General features: G+C 66.8%; 25 protein-coding genes and 1 riboswitch. Of the genes, 12 read left to right on the top strand and 13 right to left on the bottom strand.

Going from position 1 to position 25454, the window contains the following annotated elements; genetic code table 11:
- Nucleotides 1-176 precede the first annotated feature (176 nt).
- The 5 genes from metF to PKKP23_RS20085 all read right to left on the bottom strand — a co-directional run bounded on the left by metF (nucleotide 177) and on the right by PKKP23_RS20085 (nucleotide 4488).
- Nucleotides 177-1007: a methylenetetrahydrofolate reductase [NAD(P)H] gene (gene metF, locus PKKP23_RS20105; protein ID WP_017772097.1), complete on the bottom strand. Its 831-nt coding sequence runs from the start codon at nucleotides 1005-1007 to the stop codon at nucleotides 177-179.
- Between the two features lie 15 nt (nucleotides 1008-1022).
- Complete coding sequence (locus tag PKKP23_RS20100; protein WP_017772098.1) at nucleotides 1023-1376, bottom strand: phage holin family protein; 354 nt, start codon at nucleotides 1374-1376, stop codon at nucleotides 1023-1025.
- A 151-nt stretch (nucleotides 1377-1527) separates the two neighbouring features.
- Nucleotides 1528-2949, bottom strand: a complete 1422-nt coding sequence (ahcY, locus tag PKKP23_RS20095) for an adenosylhomocysteinase (RefSeq protein ID WP_126878155.1) — start codon at nucleotides 2947-2949, stop codon at nucleotides 1528-1530.
- 32 nt (nucleotides 2950-2981) lie between these two features.
- Nucleotides 2982-3129, bottom strand: a riboswitch (S-adenosyl-L-homocysteine riboswitch).
- Between the two features lie 119 nt (nucleotides 3130-3248).
- Nucleotides 3249-3983, bottom strand: a complete 735-nt coding sequence (locus tag PKKP23_RS20090) for an LrgB family protein (protein ID WP_126878154.1) — start codon at nucleotides 3981-3983, stop codon at nucleotides 3249-3251.
- Nucleotides 3984-4029: 46 nt separating this feature from the next.
- Nucleotides 4030-4488: a CidA/LrgA family protein gene (locus PKKP23_RS20085; RefSeq protein WP_026120904.1), complete on the bottom strand. Its 459-nt coding sequence runs from the start codon at nucleotides 4486-4488 to the stop codon at nucleotides 4030-4032.
- Between the two features lie 113 nt (nucleotides 4489-4601).
- On the opposite strand from PKKP23_RS20085, the gene PKKP23_RS20080 reads away from it, so the two are divergent.
- Complete coding sequence (locus PKKP23_RS20080; RefSeq protein ID WP_126878153.1) at nucleotides 4602-5546, top strand: LysR family transcriptional regulator; 945 nt, start codon at nucleotides 4602-4604, stop codon at nucleotides 5544-5546.
- 209 nt (nucleotides 5547-5755) lie between these two features.
- On the opposite strand, the gene PKKP23_RS20075 is transcribed toward PKKP23_RS20080, so the two are convergent.
- Nucleotides 5756-7384, bottom strand: a complete 1629-nt coding sequence (locus PKKP23_RS20075; RefSeq protein WP_126878152.1) for a GMC family oxidoreductase — start codon at nucleotides 7382-7384, stop codon at nucleotides 5756-5758.
- 427 nt (nucleotides 7385-7811) lie between these two features.
- Between PKKP23_RS20075 and PKKP23_RS20070 the strand changes: the two genes are divergently transcribed.
- Both PKKP23_RS20070 and PKKP23_RS20065 read left to right on the top strand, forming a co-directional pair.
- Nucleotides 7812-9503 (top strand): isovaleryl-CoA dehydrogenase, encoded by a 1692-nt coding sequence (locus PKKP23_RS20070; RefSeq protein ID WP_126878151.1) that lies wholly within the window; start codon nucleotides 7812-7814, stop codon nucleotides 9501-9503.
- A 161-nt stretch (nucleotides 9504-9664) separates the two neighbouring features.
- A complete protein-coding gene (locus PKKP23_RS20065; RefSeq protein WP_126878150.1) occupies nucleotides 9665-11083 on the top strand; it encodes a coniferyl aldehyde dehydrogenase in 1419 nt (472 codons plus the stop codon).
- 107 nt (nucleotides 11084-11190) lie between these two features.
- On the opposite strand, the gene PKKP23_RS20060 is transcribed toward PKKP23_RS20065, so the two are convergent.
- The 5 genes from PKKP23_RS20060 to fliE form a co-directional block, all read right to left on the bottom strand.
- Nucleotides 11191-11610: an EscU/YscU/HrcU family type III secretion system export apparatus switch protein gene (locus PKKP23_RS20060; RefSeq protein ID WP_126878149.1), complete on the bottom strand. Its 420-nt coding sequence runs from the start codon at nucleotides 11608-11610 to the stop codon at nucleotides 11191-11193.
- Complete coding sequence (gene fliK / locus PKKP23_RS20055; RefSeq protein ID WP_126878148.1) at nucleotides 11610-13286, bottom strand: flagellar hook-length control protein FliK; 1677 nt, start codon at nucleotides 13284-13286, stop codon at nucleotides 11610-11612. Before fliK ends, PKKP23_RS20060 begins: the two co-directional genes overlap by 1 nt.
- A gap of 166 nt (nucleotides 13287-13452) precedes the next feature.
- Nucleotides 13453-13785: a flagellar protein FliT gene (locus tag PKKP23_RS20050; RefSeq protein WP_017772108.1), complete on the bottom strand. Its 333-nt coding sequence runs from the start codon at nucleotides 13783-13785 to the stop codon at nucleotides 13453-13455.
- Nucleotides 13782-14216, bottom strand: a complete 435-nt coding sequence (fliS, locus tag PKKP23_RS20045; protein ID WP_026120906.1) for a flagellar export chaperone FliS — start codon at nucleotides 14214-14216, stop codon at nucleotides 13782-13784. The genes PKKP23_RS20050 and fliS overlap by 4 nt, the downstream gene beginning before the upstream one ends.
- Before the next feature lie 229 nt (nucleotides 14217-14445).
- A complete protein-coding gene (fliE, locus tag PKKP23_RS20040; protein WP_126878147.1) occupies nucleotides 14446-14781 on the bottom strand; it encodes a flagellar hook-basal body complex protein FliE in 336 nt (111 codons plus the stop codon).
- A 392-nt stretch (nucleotides 14782-15173) separates the two neighbouring features.
- On the opposite strand from fliE, the gene fliF reads away from it, so the two are divergent.
- From fliF to PKKP23_RS19995, 9 genes are all read left to right on the top strand, one after another.
- Nucleotides 15174-16952 (top strand): flagellar basal-body MS-ring/collar protein FliF, encoded by a 1779-nt coding sequence (gene fliF / locus PKKP23_RS20035; protein WP_126878146.1) that lies wholly within the window; start codon nucleotides 15174-15176, stop codon nucleotides 16950-16952.
- Between the two features lie 60 nt (nucleotides 16953-17012).
- Nucleotides 17013-18008, top strand: coding sequence for a flagellar motor switch protein FliG (fliG, locus tag PKKP23_RS20030; protein WP_026120907.1), 996 nt, complete (start codon nucleotides 17013-17015; stop codon nucleotides 18006-18008).
- Nucleotides 18001-18681, top strand: a complete 681-nt coding sequence (gene fliH / locus PKKP23_RS20025; RefSeq protein ID WP_126878145.1) for a flagellar assembly protein FliH — start codon at nucleotides 18001-18003, stop codon at nucleotides 18679-18681. Before fliG ends, fliH begins: the two co-directional genes overlap by 8 nt.
- Nucleotides 18678-20171, top strand: coding sequence for a flagellar protein export ATPase FliI (gene fliI / locus PKKP23_RS20020; RefSeq protein ID WP_026120908.1), 1494 nt, complete (start codon nucleotides 18678-18680; stop codon nucleotides 20169-20171). The genes fliH and fliI overlap by 4 nt, the downstream gene beginning before the upstream one ends.
- 2 nt (nucleotides 20172-20173) lie before the next feature.
- The gene (gene fliJ, locus PKKP23_RS20015; RefSeq protein WP_126878144.1) at nucleotides 20174-20623 is read left to right on the top strand and encodes a flagellar export protein FliJ; all 450 of its coding nucleotides are present in this window, start codon (nucleotides 20174-20176) and stop codon (nucleotides 20621-20623) included.
- Nucleotides 20624-20704: 81 nt separating this feature from the next.
- Nucleotides 20705-22315, top strand: a complete 1611-nt coding sequence (locus tag PKKP23_RS20010; RefSeq protein WP_126878143.1) for a flagellar hook-length control protein FliK — start codon at nucleotides 20705-20707, stop codon at nucleotides 22313-22315.
- 289 nt (nucleotides 22316-22604) lie between these two features.
- Nucleotides 22605-23216 carry a PAAR domain-containing protein gene (locus PKKP23_RS20005; RefSeq protein WP_126878142.1) on the top strand — a complete coding sequence of 204 codons (612 nt, stop codon included), beginning with the start codon at nucleotides 22605-22607 and terminating at the stop codon, nucleotides 23214-23216.
- Nucleotides 23217-23218: 2 nt separating this feature from the next.
- Nucleotides 23219-23941, top strand: coding sequence for a peptidoglycan recognition protein family protein (locus tag PKKP23_RS34585; protein WP_240659072.1), 723 nt, complete (start codon nucleotides 23219-23221; stop codon nucleotides 23939-23941).
- Nucleotides 23938-24249: a hypothetical protein gene (locus PKKP23_RS19995; RefSeq protein ID WP_126878141.1), complete on the top strand. Its 312-nt coding sequence runs from the start codon at nucleotides 23938-23940 to the stop codon at nucleotides 24247-24249. Before PKKP23_RS34585 ends, PKKP23_RS19995 begins: the two co-directional genes overlap by 4 nt.
- Before the next feature lie 49 nt (nucleotides 24250-24298).
- Here PKKP23_RS19995 and fliR read toward each other — a convergent pair whose 3' ends face one another.
- Both fliR and fliQ read right to left on the bottom strand, forming a co-directional pair.
- Nucleotides 24299-25081 (bottom strand): flagellar biosynthetic protein FliR, encoded by a 783-nt coding sequence (gene fliR, locus PKKP23_RS19990; protein WP_017772119.1) that lies wholly within the window; start codon nucleotides 25079-25081, stop codon nucleotides 24299-24301.
- A gap of 86 nt (nucleotides 25082-25167) precedes the next feature.
- On the bottom strand, nucleotides 25168-25437 hold the full coding sequence (gene fliQ / locus PKKP23_RS19985) for a flagellar biosynthesis protein FliQ (RefSeq protein WP_017772120.1): 270 nt from the start codon (nucleotides 25435-25437) through the stop codon (nucleotides 25168-25170).
- Nucleotides 25438-25454: the final 17 nt, after the last annotated feature.

Below are 25454 nucleotides of genomic sequence, written 5' to 3'. Positions count from 1 at the left end.
CGTTTTGCCGCGTGTCGCGGCCAGCGGGGAACGATGCGGGAAAGTGCCGCGGAGGAATCCGGCTGCGGCAGGCCGTGCCGCGAAAGCACGATGGAGCCGAGGGGACAACGAAAAGCGCCCGCCGCAGGCAGACGAGGAACGGGCACCCGCCGCACGGCGAGTGCCCGATGAAGCGATTACAGACCCAGCCGCTCGCAGATCGCCTTGCTGGCGGTCGCGGCGTTGAGCGTATAGAAATGCAGGCCGGGCACGCCCGCATCCACGAGTCGGCGGCACAGATCCGTCACCACGTCGAGACCGAACGCGCGGATCGCTTCGCGGTCGTCGCCGAAGCTTTCCAGACGCCGCGCCACCCAGCGCGGAATCTCGGCGCCGCACATTTCAGAGAAACGCGTGAGCTGCGAGAAGTTCGTGATGGGCATGATGCCGGGCACGATGGGCACGTCTACGCCAAGCTTGCGCACGTCGTCCACGAAACGGAAATAGGCGTCCGCGTTGTAGAAGTACTGCGTGATCGCCGAATTCGCGCCGGCCTTCACCTTGTGCGCGAAGTTTTCCATGTCCTTGCGCGGCGAGCGCGACTGCGGATGGTATTCGGGATACGCGGCCACTTCGATGCGGAACCAGTCGCCGGTTTCGTTGCGGATGAAGCTCACCAGCTCGGAGGCATAGCGCAGCTCGCCCACTTCGCCCATGCCCGAAGGCAGGTCGCCGCGCAGCGCCACGATGTGACGGATGCCGCTTTCGCGGTAGCGGTTGAGAATAGCGCGCAGGCTCTCTTTCGAAGAGCCAATGCACGACAGGTGCGGGGCGGCTTCAATGCCGTCCTTCGCAATGTCGAGCACGGTGTCGAGCGTGCCCTGCTGCGTGGAGCCGCCCGCGCCGAACGTCACGGAGACGAATTTCGGCTTCAGCGGCGCAAGCTGCGCGCGCGTGGCGCGCAGCTTTTCCACGCCTTCCTGCGTCTTCGGCGGGAAGAATTCAAATGAAAGTTCGATCGGGTTCATGGCGGAAAACAGGCATCAGCCGAGGCTGCGATTGCCGAAAACGAGCGCCGAGAGCAACCACGAAATGATGCTGTAGAGAATCGAGCCGAAGAACGCGGACCAGAACCCCGAGACCTCGAAACCCTTCAACAGCGACGCCGCGAGCCAGAAACAGAGCGCATTCACGACGAGGATGAAGAGGCCGAGCGTCAGGATGGTGACGGGCAGCGTGAGCAGGATCAGCACCGGACGCAGCAGCGCATTGATGAGGCCCAGCACGATCGCGACGATCAGCGCCGTGCCGAAGCTGCGGATATGAATCGACGGCACGAGCCACGTAATGATCAGCAGCGCGAGCGCGTTGATCAGCCAGGTCAGCAGCACGGTCATGGAAGGCTCCTTACGCTTGTTGCCTTGTTGCGTCGTTATCGTGATCGCGCTCGAGAGGCGTTGGGCGCGCGATCAGGGCTCGGTTGGAGGCTCGCCGCGCGTCCGTGCGGGCCGCGCGCAGGCGGGCCGCACGGAACACGCCGCACGGGACTTAGTAGCGGTAGTGGTTCGGCTTGAACGGGCCGGTCTTCTCGACGCCGATGTACTTCGCCTGGTCGTCGGAAAGCTCGGTGAGGTGCGCGCCGATACGCGCCAGATGCAGGCGCGCCACCTTCTCGTCCAGATGCTTCGGCAGCACGTAGACCTTGTTCTCGTACTGCGCACCGCGCGTGAACAGTTCGATCTGCGCGAGCGTCTGGTTCGTGAACGAGTTCGACATCACGAACGACGGGTGGCCCGTCGCACAGCCCAGGTTCACGAGGCGGCCTTCAGCCAGCAGGATCACGCGCTTGCCGTCCGGGAAGATGATGTGATCCACCTGCGGCTTGATGTTTTCCCACTGATACTGGCGCGTGGAAGCAACGTCGATTTCCGAGTCGAAGTGACCGATGTTGCAGACGATCGCGTTGTGGCGCATCGCCTTCATGTGGTCGTGGTTGATGACGTGATAGTTGCCGGTGGCGGTGACGAAGATGTCGGCCTTGTCGGCGGCGTATTCCATCGTCACGACGCGGTAGCCTTCCATCGCGGCCTGCAGCGCGCAGATCGGATCGATTTCCGTGACCCACACCGTGGCGCCGAGTCCGCGCAGCGATTGCGCGCAGCCCTTGCCCACGTCGCCGTAGCCCGCGACCACGGCGATCTTGCCCGCGATCATCACGTCCGTTGCGCGCTTGATGCCGTCCACGAGCGACTCGCGGCAGCCGTACAGGTTGTCGAACTTCGACTTGGTGACCGAGTCGTTGACGTTGATGGCCGGGAACGGCAGACGGCCTTCCTTCTCCATCTGGTACAGACGGTGCACACCGGTCGTGGTCTCTTCAGTCACGCCCTTGATCTGCGCGAGGCGCGTGGAGTACCACGTCGCATCGGCGTCGAGGTGCCGCGCAATCGCCTTGTACAGCGCGACTTCTTCCTCGTTGGTGGGCGTGGCGATGACCGAACGGTCCTGCTCGGCCTTCGAGCCCAGGATCAGCAGCAGCGTGGCATCGCCGCCGTCATCCAGGATCATGTTGGCGAACTGCCCGTTCGGCCATTCGAAGATGCGGTGCGTGAACTCCCAGTATTCGTCGAGCGATTCGCCCTTGAACGCGAACACCGGCGTGCCGCCTTCGGCGATGGCTGCGGCGGCGTGATCCTGGGTCGAGAAGATGTTGCACGAGGCCCAGCGCACGTCGGCGCCCAGTGCCTTGAGCGTCTCGATCAGCACGCCGGTCTGGATGGTCATGTGCAGCGAGCCCGCAATGCGCGCGCCCTTCAGCGGCTGCTGCGCCTTGTACTCGTCGCGAATCTGCACGAGGCCGGGCATTTCGGTCTCGGCGATGTTGAGTTCCTTGCGGCCCCACGCGGCAAGCGAGAGGTCGGCAACGAGGTAATCCTGGGACGGGTTCGATTCGAAAACTGCGGCGTTCATCACGCCCTCCTTTCTAAAAAGACTAGAAATTAATGACGTGAGCGCCGTTCGATGCGGCTTCCTGCCCGCGCGCGAAACGCGCTGCATATGGAAAGGAAGACCGGATTGAAAGCCTCCGAGCCTGGCGGGCCGTGGATACCATCAGCAGATGGCAGGCCCGTCGCAGCGCTCCTCGGAGACAAGGCGCGATTGTAGCAAATGTTTGACGGCGCGAAAGCGAGAAACGGTGGGGGTAAGCGGTGGACGTAAGCGGTGGGCGTAAGCGCGCCGGGAGCGGTACCAGACGCGGATGTGAAGGGTCAGATGGGCAGCAGTTCGAGCAGCGGCACGAGCAGCACCATCGTCACGCCCGCGATCATCATCGTGAGGCTCGCCACCACGCCTTCTTCGCTGCCCAGTTCGCGCGCCTTCGCCGTGCCCACACCATGGGCGGCCGCGCCGAACAGCGCGCCGCGCGCAAGGCGCGTTCTGAGCGGCACGAGCGCCAGCACGAGTTCGCCAAACAGCATCCCGCAGACGCCCGTGGCGATCACGAAGAGCGCAGTGAGATCCTTCGGCGCGTGAATCTTGTCGGACACAGCGAGCGCAAACGGCGTAGAGACCGATCGCGTCATCAGACTGCGCTGCAGTTCCGGCGACAGATGCAGCAGCTTCGCGAGCGTAAGCGACCCGCCCACCGCCACGACGATTCCCACCGTCACGCCCACCGCGAGTGAAATCCAGTGGCGCTTCAACAGTTCGCGGTACTCGTAGATCGGCACGGCGAACGCCACCGTGGCGGGGCCCAGCAGCCACATCAGCCAGCGCGTGTCCTGAAAGTACACGGGGTAAGGAATGTGCAGCGCCAGCACGATGGCGGCAAGCACGGCCGGCACCGTGAGGAGCGGCGTGAGCCACGGCTTCGGAAAGCGCGCGTAGAGCCACTTCGAGGCGAAATAGAGCACCACCGTCAGCACGAAGCAGCCCGCCGCGATGAGCCGCGAGGCGTCGTCCGCGAAAAGGGAGGCGTAGAACGTGCCCGAAAGGGTGCTCATGAGTCGGTCCTTGCTTACAGCGCCATATCGATTCGGACCCGCCCGCTCAGACGCGGGCCACGGCGCGCGCCGTGAGCACGCGCCGCAGCGCGAGGCGCCGTTCGAAGCGCGCGGCCAGATCCACTGCGACGGCCACTGCCACCATCACCATCAGCGTGCCCGCCATCACCACGAGCGCGAGGCGCCAGCCGTCCTCGCGAAAGAGCCCGCCGTACTGGACAGCAGCCACCGCGGCTGGAATGAAGAACAGCAGCATGTCGCCGAGCAGCCAGTCCGCGCCCGCCTTCACCCAGCGCGGCGCGATACCGCCGGAGAACAGCAGCGCGAGCAGCACGACGAGGCCCACCACCCCGCCAGGCACCGGCAGGTCAAGCGCGCGCACCGTGAAATCAGCCGCGAACCACATGCCCGCCAGCGCGGCCGACTGCACGGCGATGCGCGCGACGCGCATCAAGCCAGCCGAACGCGCCGGGGAGACAACAGCGGAGAAACGGTGAGCAGTCATGGCAAACCCTTAGTGACTTCGTATGCGAACGAGTATAGGTTGCGACGCAGCATAAATATAATGACTTAGAATCATCCAAATCATTCCAAACTGGAATTCCGGAGCCTCTCATCGTGGAACTGCGCGCCCTTCGCTACTTCGTCGAGGTTGTCCGCCAGCAAAGCTTCACGGCCGCCGCGGAACTCATGTTCGTAACGCAGCCCACCATCAGCAAAATGGTGAAGTCGCTGGAGGACGAGATCGGCTCGCCGCTGCTCCTGCGCGACGGCCGCCAGATGGTGCTCACCGACGCCGGCCGCATCGTCTACCAGCGCGGCCAGGACGTGCTCGCCGCGCACGCGCAGCTTCAGGCCGAACTCAAGGACCTGGGCACGCTGGGGCGCGGCCAGCTCACCATCGGCATTCCGCCAATGGGCGGCTCGCTCTTCACGCCCGCCATCGCGGCATTCCGGCAGCGTTACCCGAAGGTGGAACTGAAACTGTTCGAACAGGGCTCGCGCGCCATCGAGGCCGCGCTGATGGCCGGTGAGCTGGAACTGGGCGGCGTGCTGCAACCCGTGAACCCCGAAGTCTTCGACGTGCTGCCGCTCACCCGCGAACTGCTCTGGCTCGTGGCGCGCCGCGGCTCGCGCTGGGACGACGCGCAGGCGGTGCCGCTGGCCGATCTGGCGGGCGAGTCGTTCGTGTTCTACGGCGAGAGCCTCGCGCTCAACGACGTCGTGCTGAACGCGTGCGCCAAGGCGGGCTTCACGCCGGCCATCGTCGGACGCAGCGGGCATTGGGACTTCATGGCCGCGCTCGTGCTGGCGGGCGTGGGCGTGGCGCTGCTGCCGGCGCCTTACTGCCGGCGGCTGGACGCCACGCGCTTCACGTGCCTGCCTGTCACCGACCCGCAGATTCCCTGGGACATGGCCGTGGGCTGGCGGCGCAACGGCTACCTATCGAATGCGGCGCGCGCCTGGCTCGACGTGGCGCGCGAAACGCTACCCGGCGTGGCGGGCAGCGACTTCATGCAGATTCACGGACTGGACCCGACGGGCAGCATCGCGGGAGGCTGACTCCGGTGTCTGGCTCCGGTGTCTGGCTCCGGTGTCTGGCTCCGGTGTCTGGCTCCGGTGTCTGGCTCCGGTGTCTGGCTCCGGTGTCTGGCTCCGGTGTCTGGCTCTGGCGTCTGGCCCGGGTGTCTGGCTTGGGCGCCTGGCTCGGGCGTCTGACTCCAACGCCTAACCCGGATGCCTGACTCAGACCCCCGAGCCTGGTGCGCCGATCAAGCCGCCACGCCCAGCACCGTCGCGGGCTGCGCGCGGCGCGCCGCCGCGATGAATTCGGCAGCGCGCTCGCCCACCATGACCGTCGGCGCATTCGTATTGCCGCCAATCAGCGTCGGCATCACGGAGGCGTCCACCACGCGCAGCCCTTGCACGCCGCGCACACGCAGTTGCGGGTCCACGACCGAGCGGGCGTCGCCGCCCATCCGGCACGTGGCCACCGGGTGATAGATGGTGTCCGCCCGGCGCGCGATGGTCTCGCGCAACTCGGCGTCGGTCTGGCCCGGCTTCGTGTAAAGCTCCTTGCCGCCTGCACTCGCGAGCGACGGCGCCTCCACGATGCGCCGCGCCAGCTTCGCCCCTTCCACGAGCAGATCGAGATCGCGCGGGTCCGAGAGAAACTGCGGATCGATCACCGGCGCCACGCGCGCATCCGGGCTCGCCAGCGTCACGGTGCCGCGGCTCGCGGGACGCAGCACACAGACGTGCAGCGAATAGCCGTGCCCCCAGTGCATGTGCCGGTTGTGATCGTCCACGATGGCGGTACAGAAATGCAGTTGCAGATCCGGGCGATCCAGCCCCGGCCGGCTCTTGATGAAGCCGCCCGCCTCGGCCACGTTGCTCGTCAGCATGCCGCGCCCGTCGCGCATGAAGGTGAAGAACGCGGGCACCATCTTCGCGAAACCGCGCAGCGAGAAGCCCGTCGTCTCGCTGGACCACACGCGCTTGTTGAGCGTGAAGTCGATGTGGTCGATCAGATTGCGGCCCACCTCCGGCGCGTCGTAGAGCACGGGCAGCCCGAGCGCCTGAAGCTGGGCGCCCGGCCCGATACCCGAGCACATCAGCAGTTGCGGCGAATTGAACGCGCCCGCCGCGAGCACGACCTCGGCGCGCGCCGTGAGCTGCTCGATGCGGCCGGCGCGCGCCACTTCGATGCCGGTTGCGCGGCGCCCGTCGAAGGTGACGCGCAGCACCGCGGCATCTGCGATGGTGGTGAGGTTCGGCTGCGCACGATCGTAGAGGTAGGCACGCGCCACGCTGCAACGCCGGCCGTCGCGCTGCGTCACCTGATAGAAGCCGACGCCTTCCTGCAGGGGGCCGTTGAAGTCGTCGTTCGGCGTGAAGCCCGCCTCGACGGCAGCCTGCAAAAAGCGCTCCGAAAACGGATTGCGAAAGCGCAGGTCGGACACGGTGAGCGGCCCATCGGCGCCATGCCACGCGTTCGCGCCGCGCTCGTTGCCCTCGGCGCGGCGAAAGTACGGCAGCACGTCGTCCCACGACCAGCCCTCGCAACCCAGTTGGGCCCATTCGTCATAGTCCAGAGGATGCCCGCGCGTGTAGATCATCGCGTTGATCGCGCTCGATCCGCCGAAGCCCCGGCCACGCGGCTGGTAGCCGCGGCGCCCGGCGAGTCCGGGCTGCGGCGTCGTCTCATAGCCGTAGTTGGTCTTCATGCGGAACGGCACCGCGGCCGCCACGCCCACCGGCATGTTGACGAAGAGGTTGTGCTCCGTGTGCGGGCCGGCCTCGACGAGGGCGATGGTGGCGTCGGGACAGAGATCCGCGAGGCGGCTCGCCAGTGCGCAGCCGCCGGAACCCGCCCCGGCGATGATGTAGTCGAACTCCATGTGCTCCTCCTGATTTTCGCCCGCGTTTTGTCGCCTGGCGGTGTCTCGTGCACACTTGTCTACGTGTGTTTTTTGCGCATTGTAGGGACCGTTACCGTGGCACGGCGCGTTCGTGCCAGAGCGATCCCTCTAAACGTGGGACGGTCGGCGCACCTATGATGAAGCACCGCGCGCGGGCGCCCCGGCGCCTCGGCGCAGACTTCAGCGGCTGCTGAACGACGTGTTCAAACGCACGCAAATCGCATGAACAACGCGCCGCGCGCCACCGCGCGAGACAATCAAACAGAGGCGAGCCGGCGGTGCACGGAACGCCTCACCGGCGCCCCAAGCAAGCAACGAAAACACCAGACAACCGCCGTCTAGATCACGGCTCACGCCGGCTGACGAATTCGAGCTCACCAGCCGACGGACACATGGAGACAGCAACATGGACGCGCATGCCTTCGGCAAGACGCACGACGTGACCAACCAGGTGCCGCCGCTAGCGGACTACAACCTGTTCACGAGCGACGCGGCGCTGGCAGCCGCCGTGGAGCGCGAAGGCGCCGGCTGGCACACCGAGGCGCTCTCGCGCGATGGCGCCGCGCTGAGCACGTCCGACGTGCTCGCCCTCGCCGACCTCGCGAACCGTCACACGCCCGAACTCGCCACGCACAACCCGCGCGGCGAACGCATCGACGCGCTCGAATTCCATCCGTCCTGGCACACGCTGCTCGCGCTGCTGCGTCGCGAGGGTCTGCACGCACTGCCGTTCTCGGACCCTCAACGCGGCGCCATGGCCGCGCGCTGCGCGGGCTACTTTCTGCACGCGCAGCTCGAATCCGGCTCGTTGTGCCCGCTCACCATGACCTTCGCGAGCATCCCCGTCCTGCAACGCGAGCCCGCGCTTTTCGAAACCCTGCGCGCGCCGCTCTATTCGCGCGATCACGACGCCCGCGACCTGCCCTACACGCAGAAGCGTTCGATGATGATCGGCATGGGCATGACCGAAAAACAGGGCGGCTCGGACGTGCGCACGAACCGCACCGAAGCGCATGCACTCGACAGCGGCGGACGCGGCGGCGAGTACCGGCTCGTCGGCCACAAGTGGTTCTTTTCCGCGCCGCAGTGCGACGCGCATCTGGTGCTCGCGCGCACGGGTGAGCACGAAGGGCTCTCGTGCTTCTTCGTGCCGCGCTTCGCGCCGGATGGCTCGAAGAACGCCGTTCAGGTGCAGCGGCTCAAGAACAAGCTCGGCAACCGGTCGAATGCGAGCAGCGAAGTCGAATTCCTGAACGCGTGGGGCGCGATGGTGGGCGACGAAGGGCGCGGCGTACCCACCATCATCGAGATGGCGAACTACACGCGGCTCGATTGCGTGATAGGCAGCGCGGCGCTCATGCGCGCGGCGCTCGTGCAGGCCGTTCACCACGCGCGGCACCGCACCGCATTCGTCCGCCACCTGGCGGACCAGCCGCTGATGCAGAACGTGCTGGCCGACCTCGCGCTCGAATCCGAAGCGGCCACCGTGTTGTTCATGCGCCTCGCGCGTGCCTTCGAAGATGCCGCGAGCACGCCCGAAGCGCGCGCGTGGCGCCGCATCGTGACGCCCGCCGCGAAGTTCTGGGTCTGCAAGCGCGCGCTCGAATTCACGGGCGAGGCGATGGAAGTGTGGGGCGGCAACGGCTACGTGGAAGAAGGTCCGATGGCGCGCTTCTACCGCGAGGCGCCGGTGAACTCGATCTGGGAAGGCTCGGGCAACGTGATGTGCCTCGACGTGCTGCGCGCCATGGAGCGCGAAGCCGACGCAGCCCAGGCGCTCTTCGCCGCATGGCGCGACGACGCGCAGGGACACCCGGCGCTGGGCGCGGCGCTCGTCAACCTGCTTGCCACGCTGCAGGGCGACCCCGCCACGCGCGAAGCCAGCGCGCGCCGCATCGCCCAGCAGCTCGTGCTCATCGCGCAGGCCGTACTGCTCGTGCGCCATGCGCCGGCGCACGTGGCCGATGCGTTCATCGCGACGCGCCTTGCCGGCGAAGGCAACGGCGCATCGGGCGGGACAACAAGCGGCCGTGTCTACGGCACGCTGCCGGCCACGTTCGATCACGCGGCGCTCGTCGCTCGCGCGTTTCCAGCGTGAGGCGTGAAGCCTCGTCCACGCTTTGAAAGAGCCAAACAGGCCAACCAACGCCAACCAACTACCGCAACACCCGAACACAACGCGGCGACTCAAAACCACAGACCGCGCATCGCCGCTGCCAAAAGGAGCGGCATCACCAGCACCACCAGGGAGAGCACAGCATGAAGAACGACTTGCCGGACCTAGCCGCACTCGACGCCCTGCTGCGCGAGCAGCGCGAAGCGTATCTGCGCGCGCCGTATCCGTCGTGGGAGCAGCGTGCACGCCATCTCAAGGCGTTGCGCGCCATGCTGCTCGACAACCGCGACGCGCTGGCAGAGGCCATGAGCGCCGACTTCGGCAATCGCGCAAAACAGGAAGTACTGCTCGCCGAATTTTTGCTGGCGAAGAGCGAAATCGACGAAGCACTGAAGCACGGCAATCGCTGGATGAAGCCGCAGCGGCGCAGCCCCAACCGCTGGCTGCGGCCCGCGCGCGTGAAGGTGATGCCGCAGCCGCTCGGCGTGGTGGGCATCGTGGTGCCGTGGAACTATCCCGTGCTGCTCGCGGCAGGCCCGCTCATCTGTGCGCTCGCCGCAGGCAATCGCGCCATGATCAAGATGTCCGAGTTCACGCCGCGCACCTCGGCACTGTTCGAGACGCTCATCACGAAGACCTTCTCGCGCGACCACGTGGCCGTCGTGAACGGCGACGCGAACATTGGCGCCGCCTTCACGGGCATGCCGTTCGATCATCTGCTCTTCACGGGCTCCACGCGCGTGGGTCACGAGGTGATGCGCGCCGCCGCGGCGAACCTCACGCCGGTCACGCTGGAACTGGGCGGCAAGTCGCCCGCCGTCATCGGGCCGCATGCGCGCTTCGACTACGCCGTGGACAGCCTGCTGCTCGGCAAGACGCTGAACGCAGGGCAAACGTGCGTCGCGCCCGACTACGTGCTCGTGCCGCGCGGCCGCGAAGACGCGTTCGTCGCGCGCGCCCGCGCCCGCATCGCGAAGCTGTATCCGGATTTCGCACGCAACAGCGATTACACGACGATCATCTCGGAACGGCATTACGCCAGGCTGCAACGCCTCGCCGACGAAGCGCAGGCCGCGGGCGCACAACTGCACGCGCTGGCCGACACGCCGTCCGACGCCGCAAGCCGGCGCTTCGCGCCCACCGCCGTCACGGGTGCGCCGGATCACGTCGCGCTGATGCAGGAGGAAATCTTCGGGCCGCTCCTGCCCGTGGTGCCCTACGACACCATCGACGACGCCATCCGCTACATCAACGCGCGGCCGCGGCCGCTCGCGCTCTACCTCTACGACGACGACGCGGCCACGGTGGAGCGCGTGACGCGCGAAACCATCGCGGGCGGCATGGCCGTCAACGAGACGCTGATGCACCTTGCCTGCGAGAGCCTGCCCTTCGGCGGCGTGGGCGCGAGTGGCATGGGCGCGTACCACGGCTACGACGGCTTCGTGACGTTTTCGAAGATGAAGCCCGTGTTCACGCAGGCGCGCCTCAACACGCGCAACCTCGTGGCACCGCCTTACGGCAAGGTGTTCGACCAGTTGATCAAGACGATGCTGCGGTTTTAGGAAAGCGTAGAGGCCGGGCTCAGACGACGGCTGGAAAGCGCTCGAAAGACCGCTACGGCGCGGCGGGGAAGCCGGGAGGGGACAAGGCGAAGAACTGGTTTGCCGCCCTAGCTGCCCGGCAAACGCGGGAACCCGCCGGGCGGCGGACCGCCGAGCAAGGGCGTAGACGGCCCGGCGCCGGGGCCGCCAGGTCCACCGGACCCGCCGCCCGCTGCGGCCCCGTTCGCCTCACTTCCCGCCTCGGCCGCAGCACGATCGTCCACCCCGCTTTCAAGCCGATGCAGCCATGCGAGCAGTTCGGCCACGGCCTGATAGAGCTTGGGCGGAATGCGCGCGTCGAGGTCCACCTGCATCAGGAGCGAAACCATCTCCGGCGCTTCGTGCACGTAGAGCCCGGCTTCCTTCGCGCGCTGCACGATCATCTCGGCGACGAGCCCGTAGCCCTTCGCCACCACGCGCGGCGCAGCGGCGTCGTTCTGGGAGTCGTAGAGCAGCGCAGCCGCGCTCTTGCGTTGCGTGCGGCTCATCAGATGTCCCAGTCGAAGTCGAGGTGGGTCGTGCGGGAGGCCACGGGAAGCGGACCGTCGGTGACCGGTGACGCGGGATGTGCGGCGTCTGCCCGTGCGCCGGCTTCGTCCGCTGAATCGGCGGCATCGGCGGGCACAGCGCCGGGGATCTGGATCTGCGCATCGGCGGCGGTTCGCGCATAGGCGCTCGCGGCTTCGGCGGCCGGTCTCGGCTGGCGGGCCTGGTCCGGCTGGAACGGCTGCGGCCCCATGCCCGCCGCCAGCGGTTCGGCGTCTTCGGCAAGCGTGCTGCCGCCAATCTCCCGAATCGACAGCCCGTGCAGCGCAATGCCCGCCGCCGCGAGCGCGCGCCGGAACGTCTCGCTTTGCGCCGCCAGCCGCGACGCGCCACCCGGGCTCGCCTGCACGCGCGCGACGAGCCCGTCGCCCGTCAGCGTGAGTTCGGCATCCACGGTGCCGAGCGTGGGCAGCGAAAGCGTGACGCGCGTACGCCACGGCAACTCGCCCGCCTCCATGCCCGCGCTGCGCGAGCGCTCGCCGCCCTCTTCCTCGATGGTCCAGTCGAGCCGCACGCCCGGCCACGCCTCGCCGGTCCAGCGAAACTGGCCGGTCGCGAGCAGATCGAGCTGCTGTCGCACCACGGGGATGGTCGCCGGATGCACGGCAGCGGCATTGGCTTGCGCGGAATCGGCCGAAGCAGACGCCTGCGTTTGCGAGGCGCCGCCGTGCAGCAGCGCGCGCAAAGTCTGCGCCGAGGGCGGCGTGAACGCCGCCGCGTAGGCGCCGGGCTCGCCATGAAACGGGCCGACCGCGCCCGCCGCCTGAGGCGGCGCGCCGAACGCGCGGCCAGCGCCGGCGGAAGCGGCGTTCGCGTCGCTGGAGGCGGCAAAGCGCTGCCCGAACGCGACGGCGGAACCGGGGCCGGTCCACGGGGCGTCGAGGTCGTCGGAGGCGCCCGTCCAGTCGGACGGCATGGCGGCCGCCGCGGCGACAAGCTGGTTCTGCGGCTCGCCCGCGAGCTGCGCGGGCGTGCGCATGCCGGCCAGCCATTGAGCAAGGTGCGCTTCGTAAAAGAGGCCGCTTTCGGAAACGGTCTGGGCAAGCGCAGCCGCCAGCGCGGTAACAGGCACCTGAACCGGTGCGACGATGGCGCTCGCCGTGCCCGTCGCCTGGGCGCTGGCGCCCGAGGCCGACGCAGCTGTTCCCGCCGTGCCCGCAGCAGCCGCGCCGCCCGCCTGGGCAGCAGTAGAAGCAGTAGACACGGCCGAGCCGGCAGCACCCGCCCCCGTCCCGTCCAGCAGCTCCGCAACCGCCGACCCCGCCACGAAAGCGGACCACGCCGCGCTATCCGCGGTCTGGGCGGTCTGAATGGTATGGACGTCGAGTGCCGGCGCCGCAGGCCAGATGGGCGCGGTGCCGATCACGGCGGGCGTGGCGTCGCCGCCCGAGCGCACGATGGCGTCGAGCGTAAGGGCCACGGCGGACAGTGCGGTCTGGGCCGATGCGGGAGGCGGCGGCGGTGGCGCAGGAACCGCGCCGGGCTGCGCAGCCGTGCCGGCCGCAAGCGCCGACGCGCCAGCTTGCGTGGCACCCGCGGCGCCTGTCGGGCCGGTCGTGAGCAGGCTGTCGAGGCGGCTCGCGGCGAGCGCAGCCGCTACCGGTTCGATTCCGTTCATGCGCTCCCCAAGATGCGTCGCCCCGCGCCGCCGGCCCGTGCCGCAGCCAGCGGTTCAAGACCGGGCGTCGCGGCGGCGCGGGCCTCGCGCCGGTTCCTGCCGGCCTAAGTCGTTGGTTACTCGTTGGTTGCCCCGAAAACGTCCGCCGCGCCCGCCTGTGGCAACTTCAGGGGGCGCCGTATAACTCCTGCAACACGCGCGCCGGATGCGACGCGCCGGAAAAAAGCCGCGAAAGCCGCGCCATGCGCGGGCTCGCGAGGTCGCGAATGGCCGCGTCGTCGGCGAGAATCCGGCGAATCAGGTCGTACTTGCGCATCCGTTCGGCGTCGCTCAGCTTCACGCCCTGCTCGGCCTCCTTGAGCGCCTCCACGAGACGCCGGTACTCGTCCTGCAGTCCGATCAGATCGTGCCAGAGCGCTTCGCGAGCCGCCGTGAGCATCCGCCCGGAAAGCGCTGCAATCGCCTCGTAACGGGCGAAATATTCTGCTTTCGAATTCATCTCATCGTTTCCGCGGATGGCTGTCCCGCCATCCGCGCGATCTCCGGGGCTATGCCCAACCAGGCTTCTTCGAGCGTCGCGATAAGACCGTCCACTTCGATCAGCATCGCTTCGCTCTCTTTTAGGTTTGCTTCCACGAGGCGCCGCCCGATGTACGTATAAAGCGCATCGAGCCGTTGCGCGATCTCGCCGCCCGCCTCCTGGTTCAGCGACACCTGCAGGCCGTTCTGCACGATGTTGATCGCCTTGCCGATCGCCTCGCCGCGCGCCGCGACGTTGCCTTGCTGAAGGTGCATGCGAGCCTGCGCGATCGCCTTGCGTGCGCCTTCGTACAACATGGCGATCAGACGATGCGGACTGGCACCCATCACCCCAGTTTCGACGCCTACGCGTGCGTACGCATTGGCTCCTGAATGGGCTGGGGAAAACATGGGGCGCTCCTCTTCTAGGGTCGGTGGGTACGGTGAGACCGCCTCGCATGCGCACATGCAAGGCGACCTCTGTAGCCGTGTTATCGGAAGAACGCGGGGAAGCTTTAGCCTGCTTCAGGGAAGTCCACGGCGCCCGAACGCACGCGCGCAGCACCTGCGCCTCGCCGTTCGGGACGGCTGCAAGCCGCCGCGGACATTGGGGGTCGAATCGACGCGGGACAGCCTGACGTCAGACCGACATCTGCATGATGTCGTTGTAGGCCGACACGAGCCGGTTGCGCACCTGCAGGCCGAACTGGAAGCCGACGTTGGCCTTCTGCATGTCCACCATCACGTCGTTGAGGGACACGTTGGAGGCGCCGAGTTCGAACGCCTGGGCTTCGCCCACGGCGCTTTTCTGGTCGGAACTGATCTTGTCGAGCGACGCCTTGAGGGCCGAGGCGAAACCGCCGGGCGTCGCGGCGCCCGAACTTTCCTCGGCCTTCTGCGAGCCGCCGGCGGCCTGCGCCGCCATCGACTGGATTTGCGAGAGCGCTGACGAAAGCGCGTTCACGGGCAAAGTCATGATGTCTCCAGGAGCATGGGAAGGCCGGTCCGGCGCTGCCCGTTACAGGGGAATGACCGGGCAACAGCGCGGGGCGGATGCGGCACGCGAACAACGCCTATGCGGCACACCTGCGGCCCGTGCGACACCTGGTCCAGCCTTGACGAAAAGCATAGCAGTGGGGTCTTTCCGAAAGACCGGAAAGAAGGGGGAAAACCCGGCTCTATTCGGACAATAGGGTTGCGGGGTCATGCGGATAATCGGTGGCATGAAAGTCTGCGTCCGTACGCCCCCGGGGTAGTTGACGCGAGGTATTCCGGAACGCGCCCAGGCCGGCGCGGCAAGGAAATAGCCTCCGCAGCCCCGGCACCCACCGGCTCGCCAGACGCCCGCATTCCGGAGATACCCGAAGCATGGATTCGTCTGCCAACTCGTTGATCAACCCCGACGCCCGCATGGGCCTCGCCGGCGCAGGCCAGCCGGGCGCGGGCACGCCCGCCGCCGGCGGCCAGCCGGGCGCCGCGGACGACCTGGGCGGCGGTTTCGCGCAACGGCTGTCGTCGCTGCAAGGCCTGCGGCAGATGCGCGGCAACCCGCGCGCGCCGCTCATTTTCGCGGTGGCCCTGCTCGTGGCCGTGGTGGCCGGCCTGATCCTGTGGTCGCGCGCGCCGGACTACAAGGTGCTCTACAGCAACCTTTCGGACCGTGACGGCGGCTCCATCATTACTGCGCTGCAACAAGCAAACGTTCCCTACCGCTTCAGCGACGGCGGCGGCGCCATTCTCGTGCCGGCCGACCAGGTCCACGAACTGCGCCTGCGCCTCGCCTCCCAGGGGCTGCCCAAGGGCGGCGCGGTGGGCTTCGAGCTGATGGACAACCAGAAATTCGGCATCAGCCAGTTTGCCGAGCAGGTGAACTACCAGCGCGCGCTGGAAGGCGAACTCCAGCAGACCATCGAATCCATTTCCAGCGTGCACTCGGCGCGCGTGCATCTGGCCATTCCGAAGCCCTCGGTGTTCGTGCGCGACAAGGAAGCGCCGTCGGCCTCCGTGCTCGTGAACCTGTACCCGGGCCGCGTGCTCGACGAAGGCCAGGTGTCGGCGGTCACGCACATGGTGTCGTCCGCGGTGCCGGACCTGCCCGTGCGCAACGTCACGATCGTGGACCAGGACGGCAACCTGCTCACCCAGTCGTCTTCGGGCGCCGGGCTCGACGCCTCGCAGCTCAAGTACGTGCAGCAGGTGGAGCGCACCACGCAGCAGCGCATCGACGCGATCCTCGCCCCGCTCTTCGGCGCCGGCAACGCGCGCTCGCAGGTGAGCGCCGACCTGAATTTCTCGAAGATGGAGCAGACGGCCGAAACCTACGGGCCGAACGGCACGCCGCAGCAGGCCGCCATTCGCAGCCAGCAGACCAGCACGGCGACCGAGATGTCGCAGGGCGGCGCCTCCGGCGTGCCCGGCGCGCTCTCGAACCAGCCGCCGCAACCGGCTTCCGCGCCCGTCGTCGCGCCGAACGGTGCGAGCGGCGCGGCCCCCGCCACGCCGGTGAGCGACCGCAAGGACCAGACAACGAACTACGAACTGGACCGCACCGTGCGCCACGTGCAGGGCGCCATGGGCGACATCAAGCGGCTTTCCGTGGCGGTGGTGGTGAACTACCAGCCGCTCGTGGACGCCAAGGGTCACGCCACCATGCAGCCGCTCTCCGCCGAAAAGCTCGCCCAGGTCGAGCAGCTCGTGAAGGACGCCATGGGCTACGACGCCAAGCGCGGCGACTCCGTGAACGTGGTGAACGCCGCGTTCACCACGGACGTGGACCCGAACGCCAACCTGCCGTGGTGGCGCCAGCCCGACATGATCGCGCTCGCCAAGCAGATCGGCACGTGGGTGGGCATCGCGGCGGTGGCGCTGTTCCTGTACTTCGCAATGGTGAAGCCCGCCATGCGGCGCGCGTTCCCGCCGCCGGAGGCGCCCGCGGCCGCCGCGCTGGCCGGCCCCGACGAGCCGCTGCTGCTCGATGGCGTAACGCCGGTCGAGAAGCTGGGCGAAGACGAATCGGAACTCGCGCAGCTGGCCTTCGAAAACCAGAAGCACAAGTTCGAACGCAATCTCGAGTACGCCCGCACGATCGCGCGCCAGGATCCGAAGATCGTGGCCACCGTGGTCAAGAACTGGGTCAGTGACGAATAACCCAGTGACGAATGACCCAGCGATGAATAACCCGGCGACGAACACTGACAGGCAATGGCCATGAACAACGAAGGCGTGATGCGCAGCGCACTGCTGCTGATGTCCATCGGCGAGGAAGAAGCCGCGCAGGTGTTCAAGTTCCTCGGTCCGCGCGAGGTGCAGAAGATCGGCCTCGCCATGGCGTCGCTCAAGAACGTGACGCGCGAGCAGGTGGACGACGTGCTCCAGGAATTCGTGCGCGAAGCGGAACAGCACACGGCGCTTTCGCTTGATTCGAGCGAATACATTCGCAGCGTGCTCACCAAGGCGCTGGGCGAAGACAAGGCGGGCGTGATTATCGACCGCATCCTGCAGGGCAGCGACACGAGCGGCATCGAGGGGCTCAAGTGGATGGACTCGGCCGCCGTGGCCGAACTCATCAAGAACGAGCACCCGCAGATCATCGCGACGATTCTCGTGCACCTCGACCGCGACCAGGCCTCGGAGATCGCCGCCTGCTTCAGCGACCGCCTGCGCAACGACGTGCTGCTGCGCATCGCGACGCTCGACGGCATTCAGCCCGCCGCGCTGCGCGAACTGGACGACGTGCTGACCACGCTGCTCTCGGGCAGCGACAACCTGAAGCGCAGCCCGATGGGCGGCATCCGGACCGCGGCGGAAATTCTCAACTTCATGCCGAGCCAGTTCGAGGAATCGATTCTCGAAAACGTGCGCCAGTACGACGCGGAACTCGCGCAGAAGATCGTCGATCAGATGTTCGTGTTCGAGAACCTGCTCGACCTGGAAGACCGCGCGATCCAGCTGCTGTTGAAGGAAGTGGAGTCCGAGGCGCTCATCATCGCGCTCAAGGGCGCGCCGCCCGCGCTGCGCCAGAAGTTCCTCTCGAACATGTCGCAGCGTGCAGCCGAGCTGCTCGCCGAAGATCTGGATGCGCGCGGCCCGGTGCGCGTGTCCGAAGTGGAAACGCAGCAACGCCGCATCCTGCAGGTCGTCCGCAATCTCGCCGAGAGCGGGCAGATCGTGATTGGCGGCAAGGCAGAAGACGCATATGTCTGAGCACGACACCCGGCACGAGGCGGCCCGCCGCCGCGATGCCACGGCCTACCAGCGCTGGGAGATGGCGTCGTTCGACCCGCCGCCTCCCGAAGAGCCCATCGACGACGGCGCATTCGAAGCCGAACTCCAACGGCTGCGCGACGCCGCGCACGCCGAAGGCGTGGCCTCGGGCCACGTCGCGGGCCAGGCGCTGGGTTACCAGGCCGGCTACGAGCAGGGCCACGCGCAAGGCTTCGAGCAGGGCTTGACTGAAGCGCGCGCCCAGGCCGCGCAGATTGGCGCGCTCGCGGAGACGTTCCGTCAGGCGTTGGAAGGCGCGCAGGCCGACGTGGCCGAAGCGCTCGTCACGCTCGCGCTCGACATCGCGCAGCAAGTGGTGCGCCAGCACGTGCAGCACGACCCCACCGCGCTCATCGCGGCGGCGCGCGAAGTGCTCGCCACGGAACCCGCGCTCGCGGGCGCCCCGCAACTCGTGGTGAGCCCGGCCGACCTGCCCGTGGTGGAAGCGTATCTGCTGGAAGAACTGCAAACGCGCGGCTGGACCGTGCGCACCGACCCGGCCATGGAACGCGGCGGCTGCCGCGCCCAGGCGGCGAGCGGTGAAGTGGACGCGGCGATCAGCACGCGCTGGGAGCGCGTGGCGGCCGCCCTTGGAAAAGTGAGCACGTGGTGAAGCAGCCGACCATCGACGCCATTCGCGCAAGCGACCTCACGCCGCTCGAACAGGAACTGGCGCTGGCGTCGTTCGGTCCGCAGGCGCCCGTGCACGACGCTGCGCTCGCGGCAAATCCGTATCTCGAGGCGTGGCGCGGCCGGCTCGACGGCCTGCGCGAGCGCAATGCGCGCGCGTTGCCGCTGCGCGCCTGCGGGCGCCTCACGCGCGCCGCGGGCCTCGTGCTCGAAGCGGTGGGCCTGCGTCTTTCGGTAGGCGCCGAGGTGATGATCGAGCTGCCCGCAGGCAGTTCGTTGCCGATGGCCGAAGCCGAAGTGGTGGGCTTCTCGGGCGACAAGCTGTTCCTCATGCCCACCACCGAAGTGGCGGGCCTGCTGCCCGGCGCGCGCGTCTATCCGCTGGAAACGGTGCCGATCGCCGACCCGATGGCGGGCGCCAAGCGCCTGCCCGTGGGCTGGGAACTGCTGGGTCGCGTGGTGGACGCCTCGGGCCGCCCGCTCGACGGCTTCGGGCCGCTCGGTTCGAAGAACGACGCGCCGCTCACCGCGCCCTCCATCAATCCGCTGAACCGCGAGCCCATCCACAAGGTGCTCGACGTGGGCGTGCGCGCCATCAACGCCCTCCTCACCGTGGGCCGCGGCCAGCGCATGGGTTTGTTCGCGGGCTCGGGCGTCGGTAAATCGGTGCTGCTCGGCACGATGGCGCGCTATACGAGCGCCGAGGTGATCGTGATCGGTCTGATCGGTGAACGGGGCCGCGAAGTGAAGGAGTTCATCGAGCAGATCCTGGGCGAAGACGGCCTCGCGCGATCCGTCGTGGTGGCCGCGCCCGCAGACGTGTCGCCGCTGCTGCGCATGCAGGGTGCGGCGTACGCGACCTCGCTCGCCGAATATTTCCGCGACCAGGGCAAGCACGTGCTGCTGCTCATGGATTCGCTCACGCGCTACGCCATGGCCCAGCGCGAAATCGCGCTCGCCATCGGCGAGCCGCCTGCCACGAAGGGCTATCCGCCTTCGGTGTTCGCGAAGCTGCCGGCGCTCGTGGAGCGCACCGGCAACGGCCCCGCGGGCGGCGGATCGATCACGGCGTTCTACACCGTGCTCACCGAAGGCGACGACCAGCAAGACCCGATTGCCGACTCGGCGCGCGCCATTCTGGACGGCCACATCGTGCTCTCGCGCGCGCTGGCCGAGGCGGGCCACTATCCCGCCATCGATATCGAAGCCTCGATCAGCCGCGCGATGACGGCGCTGATCGACGACGCGCATCTCGACAAGACGCGCATGTTCAAACAGATGCTGTCGCGCTATCAACGCAACCGCGACCTCATCAACGTGGGCGCCTATTCGAGCGGGCGCGACCCGGTACTCGACCGCGCCATCTCGCTGTACCCGCGCATCGAGGCATTCCTGCAGCAAGGCTTTCGCGAGAGCGCGAGCTTCGAGTCGAGCGTTGCGATGCTCGGCGCCCTCTTCGGTGAAGGAGCATGACCATGACCCCGCAAACTCCGCTGCAAACGCTGATCGGCCTCGCGCAGGACGACGTGGATGCAGCCGCCCAACGGCTCGGACGCGTGCAGCGCGAACGCGGCGAGATCGAGGCGCAGTTGCAGTCGCTGCTCCAGTACCGCGACGAGTACCACGCGCGCTTCACGAACTCCGCGCAGAACGGCATGCCCGCGGGCAACATGCGCAACTTCCAGGCGTTCATCGATACGCTCGACACCGCCATCGACCAGCAGCGGCGCCTGCTCGCGGCCGCCACGGCGCGCGTGGAAGCCGCGAAGCCCGAATGGCAGCGCTCGAAGCAGAAGCTGGGCTCGTATGAAGTGCTGCAGGCGCGCAGCGACGCGACCGAAGCCAAACGCACGGCGCGGCGCGAACAGCGCGACTCCGACGAGCACGCCGCACGTGCGCTGCGCATGCGCACGCAAGGCATGTGAGCCGGACGTCGCCCTCGATGCCATTCGCCACGCCCAACCACCAGTAACCACGACCGGATACACGCACTCACGGAATCCAGCATGTCGCCACTTTCATTGATCAGCTCCCTGCTCGGCGGGTCGAGCAGTGACAACACCAGCCGCCAGGCCGCCAACGCCGCCGCGAACAGCGCGCAGTCGTTCGCGCAGACGCTGCAGCAAAGCATCGGCGCGCAGTCGTCGGACTCGAGCACGCCCAGCGCGCCCAGCAGAACGCAGCAGAACGCGGGCAACGCGTCGAGCAGCGCTGCTTCGGCGTCGTCGTCTTCGACCGCTTCTTCGTCGGGTTCTTCGTCCGCGCAGGCGGCGTCGAATGCATCGAACGCGGCGCAGTCGTCTTCGTCGGACAGCAGCCAGTCGACCACGGATGCGCAAACCGGCGCCGCCACGGACACCACGACGGCCGGCACCGGCAAGTCGTCGAGCGGCACGAAGAGCGCGAGCGATGGCAATTCGCACACGCAAGGCGACGGCACGCAAAGCGCGACCGACGCAGCCACGCAAGCCGCCGCAGCGGTCGCGGCACAGCTTCAGGCGCAGGCCCAGGCCGCCCAGGCGCAGGCTCAAGCTCAAGCGAACGCGGGCAACGACGCCGCGTCGAGCAGCGACACGAACAGCCCCGCGGCGACGCTCGCAGGCATCGCTGCGACAGCCGCGGCCGGCGCGGCGGGCAATGCGAGCGCGGGCGCAGCGGGCAACGCGAGCGCAGGCAAAACCACGGCAACGGCAAGCGATCCGAAGTCGGTACGCGATGCCCTGCAAGCCGCCCTTGCCTCGCTCACCAACGGCCAGGGCGCAGCGCTCCAGGCGTCGGGCGCGGGCACCGCGGGCGGCGGCACGGCCGACAGCGGCAACGGGTCCGCAGCCAACGGCTTCGGACTCGCGAGCGGCCACGGCAACGCCAAGGGCGCTGCGTGGACCAACGCTTTCACCGACGCGCACAACGCAGCCAAGGACGCGCAGACGAATGCCGGCGGCACGAGCGCCGCAACGACGGCAGTCACGGCCGACGCCACCGCGAAGACCATGGCCGACGCGCTGGCCTCGAATTCGAGCGCGGCGCAAACCAACGCCACCCAGGCCGCGAGCGGCACCGACGCCGCGCATGCGGCCCAGGCGCTGGCAGCAGCCCAGGCCGCCGCCACGGCGCCGGCCCAGGTGGTGCAGCAGCCGGGCATGGCTGCGGCAGCCAACGCCGCCGCGCTCGCCCCGCAGGTGGGCACGCCCGACTGGGAAGACGCACTGAGCCAGAAGGTGGTCTTCCTCACCAACGCGCACCAACAGACCGCGGAACTCACACTCAATCCGAAGGACCTGGGCCCGTTGCAGGTCGTGCTCCAGGTGGCCGACAACCACGCGCACGCGCTCTTCGTCTCACAGCACCAGCAGGTGCGCGAGGCCGTGGAAGCCGCGCTGCCGAAGCTGCGCGAAGCGATGGAGGCTGGCGGCATCGGTTTGGGCAGCGCCAGCGTGAGCGACGGCTTTGCGCGCCAGAGCGGCCAGCAGGCGCAGCAGAACGGACAAGGCTCGTCGGGCAGCAGCCGCGGCAACGGCGGCGTGACGGCCACAGCGGGAATCGACGACGGTTCGGTGAGCGGAGCCGCAACGGCAACGGTCAGGCGGACGGTGGGGATGGTCGATACGTTTGTTTGAGCGGTAAATAAAGCAGTGCCGTGATCCTGGGCCGCTTCGGTTCGGGATCACCGGATCTTTCTCTTCTTCGCAGCGTCGTCGTTATCGCTGCCACGTCTCCCGTCTCTTCCGTCTCGTCCTCCAATGGCGCCGCGCAATGCGCGCGAGCTGCCTCTCGCCTCTCAAGCATTGTGTTCAGAATCGTTCGATTAGGTCCAACACGGATTCGCTAGAGTCGGCAAGTCACATGGATGCTGGTTTCAGTTTTTCCGCGCGTCCCAAACGAATAATCGACGAAAGGAACCTATGCATGACGGTCTTTTACGCAGCCGTTGACGGTGATCCATTGACCAGTCATCCCGACAGCCATGTCATGGCGCGCGAGGGGCCTCAATGTGCTCTCGTGGCTGGCGCGGACGGCAAAACCCGGTCGCTGGTCTATATCGGCGACCGTGCGTGGTGTGAGGCCTGCCAGTCTATGGGGGTTATCGTCGGCGGCGCGCCGGTTACCGAGCGGCGCCGCATGATTGATTTGGCCGGAGGTGGTCGACGACAGGCGTTAGGAGAAGATCAAGTGCTCTGCCAATGCGCGACGCCGCCGCGGGTCATTGCCACCTATGGGAAGCGATGGAGAATCGTCGAAGAAAGCGCGAACAAAAAAACTGAGGTGCCCGTGCAGGCTGTGGTCCCGCCATTGCCACGTTCAGGACCCCAATACGAACGGTGGTTCTACATTTGGGACAGCGTGACCGGGGAGTCGATTCCCAATCGCGACTTCATCGCAAACGTCGGCGGTGTCCGGCAAACAGGAAGAACCGATGGCGAAGGCTACGCACGGATCATGGCGGGCGGCGAACAGCCCGTCGAGGTTCATATTTTTTTCAGCTCACCCAGGCGCAAATTGAATCCGGGAGAATTCTGATAGTGGCCGATTACGACATTGAGCACTGGACATCGTCCCATACTTCGAAGGATGGGGGCAAGCACAACGCCGTCTCGATTTCCGTCAACGATCGGGCTGCCACACGAGCGGCAATTATTAGTCGGACGGAACAAAACGGAATGAATTTCGTGCAGCGATCCGAGTGGGCAGCTCATCGGAATCGTTCCAGGCGAATGCACTCTGACTGGAACTATACGAAAATCGCGATTCATCACGCGGGGCGAAGCTTCGCGTGCGGCCCCGGTGCCCTGCAACTGCAAGAGATTCAAGACATGCAAATGAGCCGCAGCCCGGGGGCATTGGATGACATCGGTTACCACTACGCACTGGACTGCCTTGGCAACGTTTTCGAAGGGAGAGACATCAGGTTCCAAGGCGAGAATGTGCACAACCACAATACTGGTGTGATCGGGATCGTCCTGCTTGAGAACCTCACCGCCCTCAACGAGGGACATGATGCAGTCACAAGTCTTCGAAAGCTGCTCGGCAAGATGGGGATAGGTAGACACCCCGCCATTCCCGATCGTCAGCGCGGAGCCATTTTCAAATTCACGAATGTCCTTTGCGAATTCTTCCACATCCATACGCTCGGTGGACATCGTGAATTCCCCGGTCAGCTAGGGGAAGGAAAGATTTGCCCAGGCAATATCGGCCTCACCCTGGTCAGTGAACTTCGAAAATCAACAGGACTGCGCGCACCATGAAGCGCTCCATGGTCTTTTTTATCGTCGCGTCCGCGATGGTTGTTTTTATAAGCGTCGCCTTCACCGGATACACAAGGTCTTACCTTGACGAGGAAACGCAGACCACGTTTTTTATCAAGGCATATCCCACGTTGCAGCTTCAGTTTTACGATCCATTCGCCAATGAAGGGAACGACCTCAGCCTGAATCAGTTGTCCCCGAGAGAAAGAAGAATGTTCGCGGAGTACTGCAAATATCGCTTTGGAATTGCAGGCGACGACACGGCATCGTTGGAAATATGCAAAGACAACATCCCCCCGTATCTCTAAGCGTCAACCGCTCGGCCGCATCGCCCAACCCTTCCGCAACCCATCCCCCTCACCTAAACCCCACCGCCACCCTCCCCATCTGCTCGACCCCGCTGTCGAACAGGCGCCCGAAGAACGGGATCATGTTCGGCAGCATCAATTGCACGAGCAGCAGGCCCACCAGCAAGGTCACCGCGAACCCGATCTGGAAAATACCGATTTGCGGTGCAGCGCGGTTCAGGATGCCAAGCGAAAGGTTCGCAATGAGCAGCGCCGCCACCACGGGCAAGGCCAGCAGCAGCCCTGCCGAGAACACCATCGAGCCCCATCCGGCCAACGCGCGCCAGCCCGGCGCCCCGAGCACGTTCGCCGATACCGGCATGGACTGGAACGTCGCGATGAGCGCATTGACCACCTGGAGGTGCCCGTCGAAGGCGAGGAAAGCGAGCAACGCGATGGCGTTGAGGTAGCGCGAAAGCACTTCGGACGCGCCGCTCGAGTGCGGATCGAAGAACGTCGCAAAGCCGAGGCCCATGCTGAGCCCCATGATGCCGCCCGCCATTTCGATGGTCGAAAAGATGAGCTGCATCGCAAAGCCGAGCGAAATGCCGATCAGAAACTGGTTCACCAGAATCCAGATGCCTGCGGCGGAGAACACCGTGTCCTGCGGCATGGCGCCCAGCGCGGGTGCCACGATCAGCGTGATGAACGCCCCGAGCCCCACCTTCACCCGCACCGGCACCGCCGCGTTGCCCACCACCGGCGCCGTGGCCACGAACGCGAGAATGCGCACGAACGGCCACAGGAACGCGGTGAGCCACGTGTTCAGCTGGGCATAGGTGACGGAAAACATCGGTTACGCACGCGGCGACAGAATGAGCGGCAAAAGAAAAGGTCCGGAAAAGGACCGGCGAAAGGAGGCAACAAGCGCCGCGCGACTCAGCCTGCAATGGCCGGCACGCTCGTGAACATGTGGCGCATGTAGTCGAGCATGGTGGAGAGCATCCACGGCCCGGCGATCACAAGCGTAATCACAATGGCGATCAGCTTCGGAATGAACGAGAGCGTGGTTTCGTTAATCTGCGTGGCAGCCTGGAAAAGGCTCACCACGAGGCCCACCACGAGCGACACGAGCAAGAGCGGCGACGCGAGCAGCAGCGCGACGTACATCGCCTCGTGCGCGAGTGTCATGACGGATTCGGGTGTCATCGTCGTGTTCCTTGAAA

Source organism: Paraburkholderia kururiensis JCM 10599 = LMG 19447 (assembly GCF_003986935.1).
Lineage (GTDB): Bacteria > Pseudomonadota > Gammaproteobacteria > Burkholderiales > Burkholderiaceae > Paraburkholderia > Paraburkholderia kururiensis.
Note: the sequence above shows the minus strand (reverse complement) of the source record. Positions and strands in the feature narration are given on the sequence as shown.

What these genes read in the sequence shown, in the direction of transcription:
- metF (WP_017772097.1), bottom strand. Translation starts at nt 1,007, where the DNA reads ATGAACCCGATCGAACTTTCATTTGAATTCTTCCCGCCGAAGACGCAG.
- PKKP23_RS20100 (WP_017772098.1), bottom strand. Translation starts at nt 1,376, where the DNA reads ATGACCGTGCTGCTGACCTGGCTGATCAACGCGCTCGCGCTGCTGATC.
- ahcY (WP_126878155.1), bottom strand. Translation starts at nt 2,949, where the DNA reads ATGAACGCCGCAGTTTTCGAATCGAACCCGTCCCAGGATTACCTCGTT.
- PKKP23_RS20090 (WP_126878154.1), bottom strand. Translation starts at nt 3,983, where the DNA reads ATGAGCACCCTTTCGGGCACGTTCTACGCCTCCCTTTTCGCGGACGAC.
- PKKP23_RS20085 (WP_026120904.1), bottom strand. Translation starts at nt 4,488, where the DNA reads ATGACTGCTCACCGTTTCTCCGCTGTTGTCTCCCCGGCGCGTTCGGCT.
- PKKP23_RS20075 (WP_126878152.1), bottom strand. Translation starts at nt 7,384, where the DNA reads ATGGAGTTCGACTACATCATCGCCGGGGCGGGTTCCGGCGGCTGCGCA.
- PKKP23_RS20070 (WP_126878151.1), top strand. Translation starts at nt 7,812, where the DNA reads ATGGACGCGCATGCCTTCGGCAAGACGCACGACGTGACCAACCAGGTG.
- PKKP23_RS20065 (WP_126878150.1), top strand. Translation starts at nt 9,665, where the DNA reads ATGAAGAACGACTTGCCGGACCTAGCCGCACTCGACGCCCTGCTGCGC.
- PKKP23_RS20060 (WP_126878149.1), bottom strand. Translation starts at nt 11,610, where the DNA reads ATGAGCCGCACGCAACGCAAGAGCGCGGCTGCGCTGCTCTACGACTCC.
- fliK (WP_126878148.1), bottom strand. Translation starts at nt 13,286, where the DNA reads ATGAACGGAATCGAACCGGTAGCGGCTGCGCTCGCCGCGAGCCGCCTC.
- PKKP23_RS20050 (WP_017772108.1), bottom strand. Translation starts at nt 13,785, where the DNA reads ATGAATTCGAAAGCAGAATATTTCGCCCGTTACGAGGCGATTGCAGCG.
- fliS (WP_026120906.1), bottom strand. Translation starts at nt 14,216, where the DNA reads ATGTTTTCCCCAGCCCATTCAGGAGCCAATGCGTACGCACGCGTAGGC.
- fliE (WP_126878147.1), bottom strand. Translation starts at nt 14,781, where the DNA reads ATGACTTTGCCCGTGAACGCGCTTTCGTCAGCGCTCTCGCAAATCCAG.
- fliF (WP_126878146.1), top strand. Translation starts at nt 15,174, where the DNA reads ATGGATTCGTCTGCCAACTCGTTGATCAACCCCGACGCCCGCATGGGC.
- fliG (WP_026120907.1), top strand. Translation starts at nt 17,013, where the DNA reads ATGAACAACGAAGGCGTGATGCGCAGCGCACTGCTGCTGATGTCCATC.
- fliH (WP_126878145.1), top strand. Translation starts at nt 18,001, where the DNA reads ATGTCTGAGCACGACACCCGGCACGAGGCGGCCCGCCGCCGCGATGCC.
- fliJ (WP_126878144.1), top strand. Translation starts at nt 20,174, where the DNA reads ATGACCCCGCAAACTCCGCTGCAAACGCTGATCGGCCTCGCGCAGGAC.
- PKKP23_RS20010 (WP_126878143.1), top strand. Translation starts at nt 20,705, where the DNA reads ATGTCGCCACTTTCATTGATCAGCTCCCTGCTCGGCGGGTCGAGCAGT.
- PKKP23_RS20005 (WP_126878142.1), top strand. Translation starts at nt 22,605, where the DNA reads ATGACGGTCTTTTACGCAGCCGTTGACGGTGATCCATTGACCAGTCAT.
- PKKP23_RS19995 (WP_126878141.1), top strand. Translation starts at nt 23,938, where the DNA reads ATGAAGCGCTCCATGGTCTTTTTTATCGTCGCGTCCGCGATGGTTGTT.
- fliR (WP_017772119.1), bottom strand. Translation starts at nt 25,081, where the DNA reads ATGTTTTCCGTCACCTATGCCCAGCTGAACACGTGGCTCACCGCGTTC.
- fliQ (WP_017772120.1), bottom strand. Translation starts at nt 25,437, where the DNA reads ATGACACCCGAATCCGTCATGACACTCGCGCACGAGGCGATGTACGTC.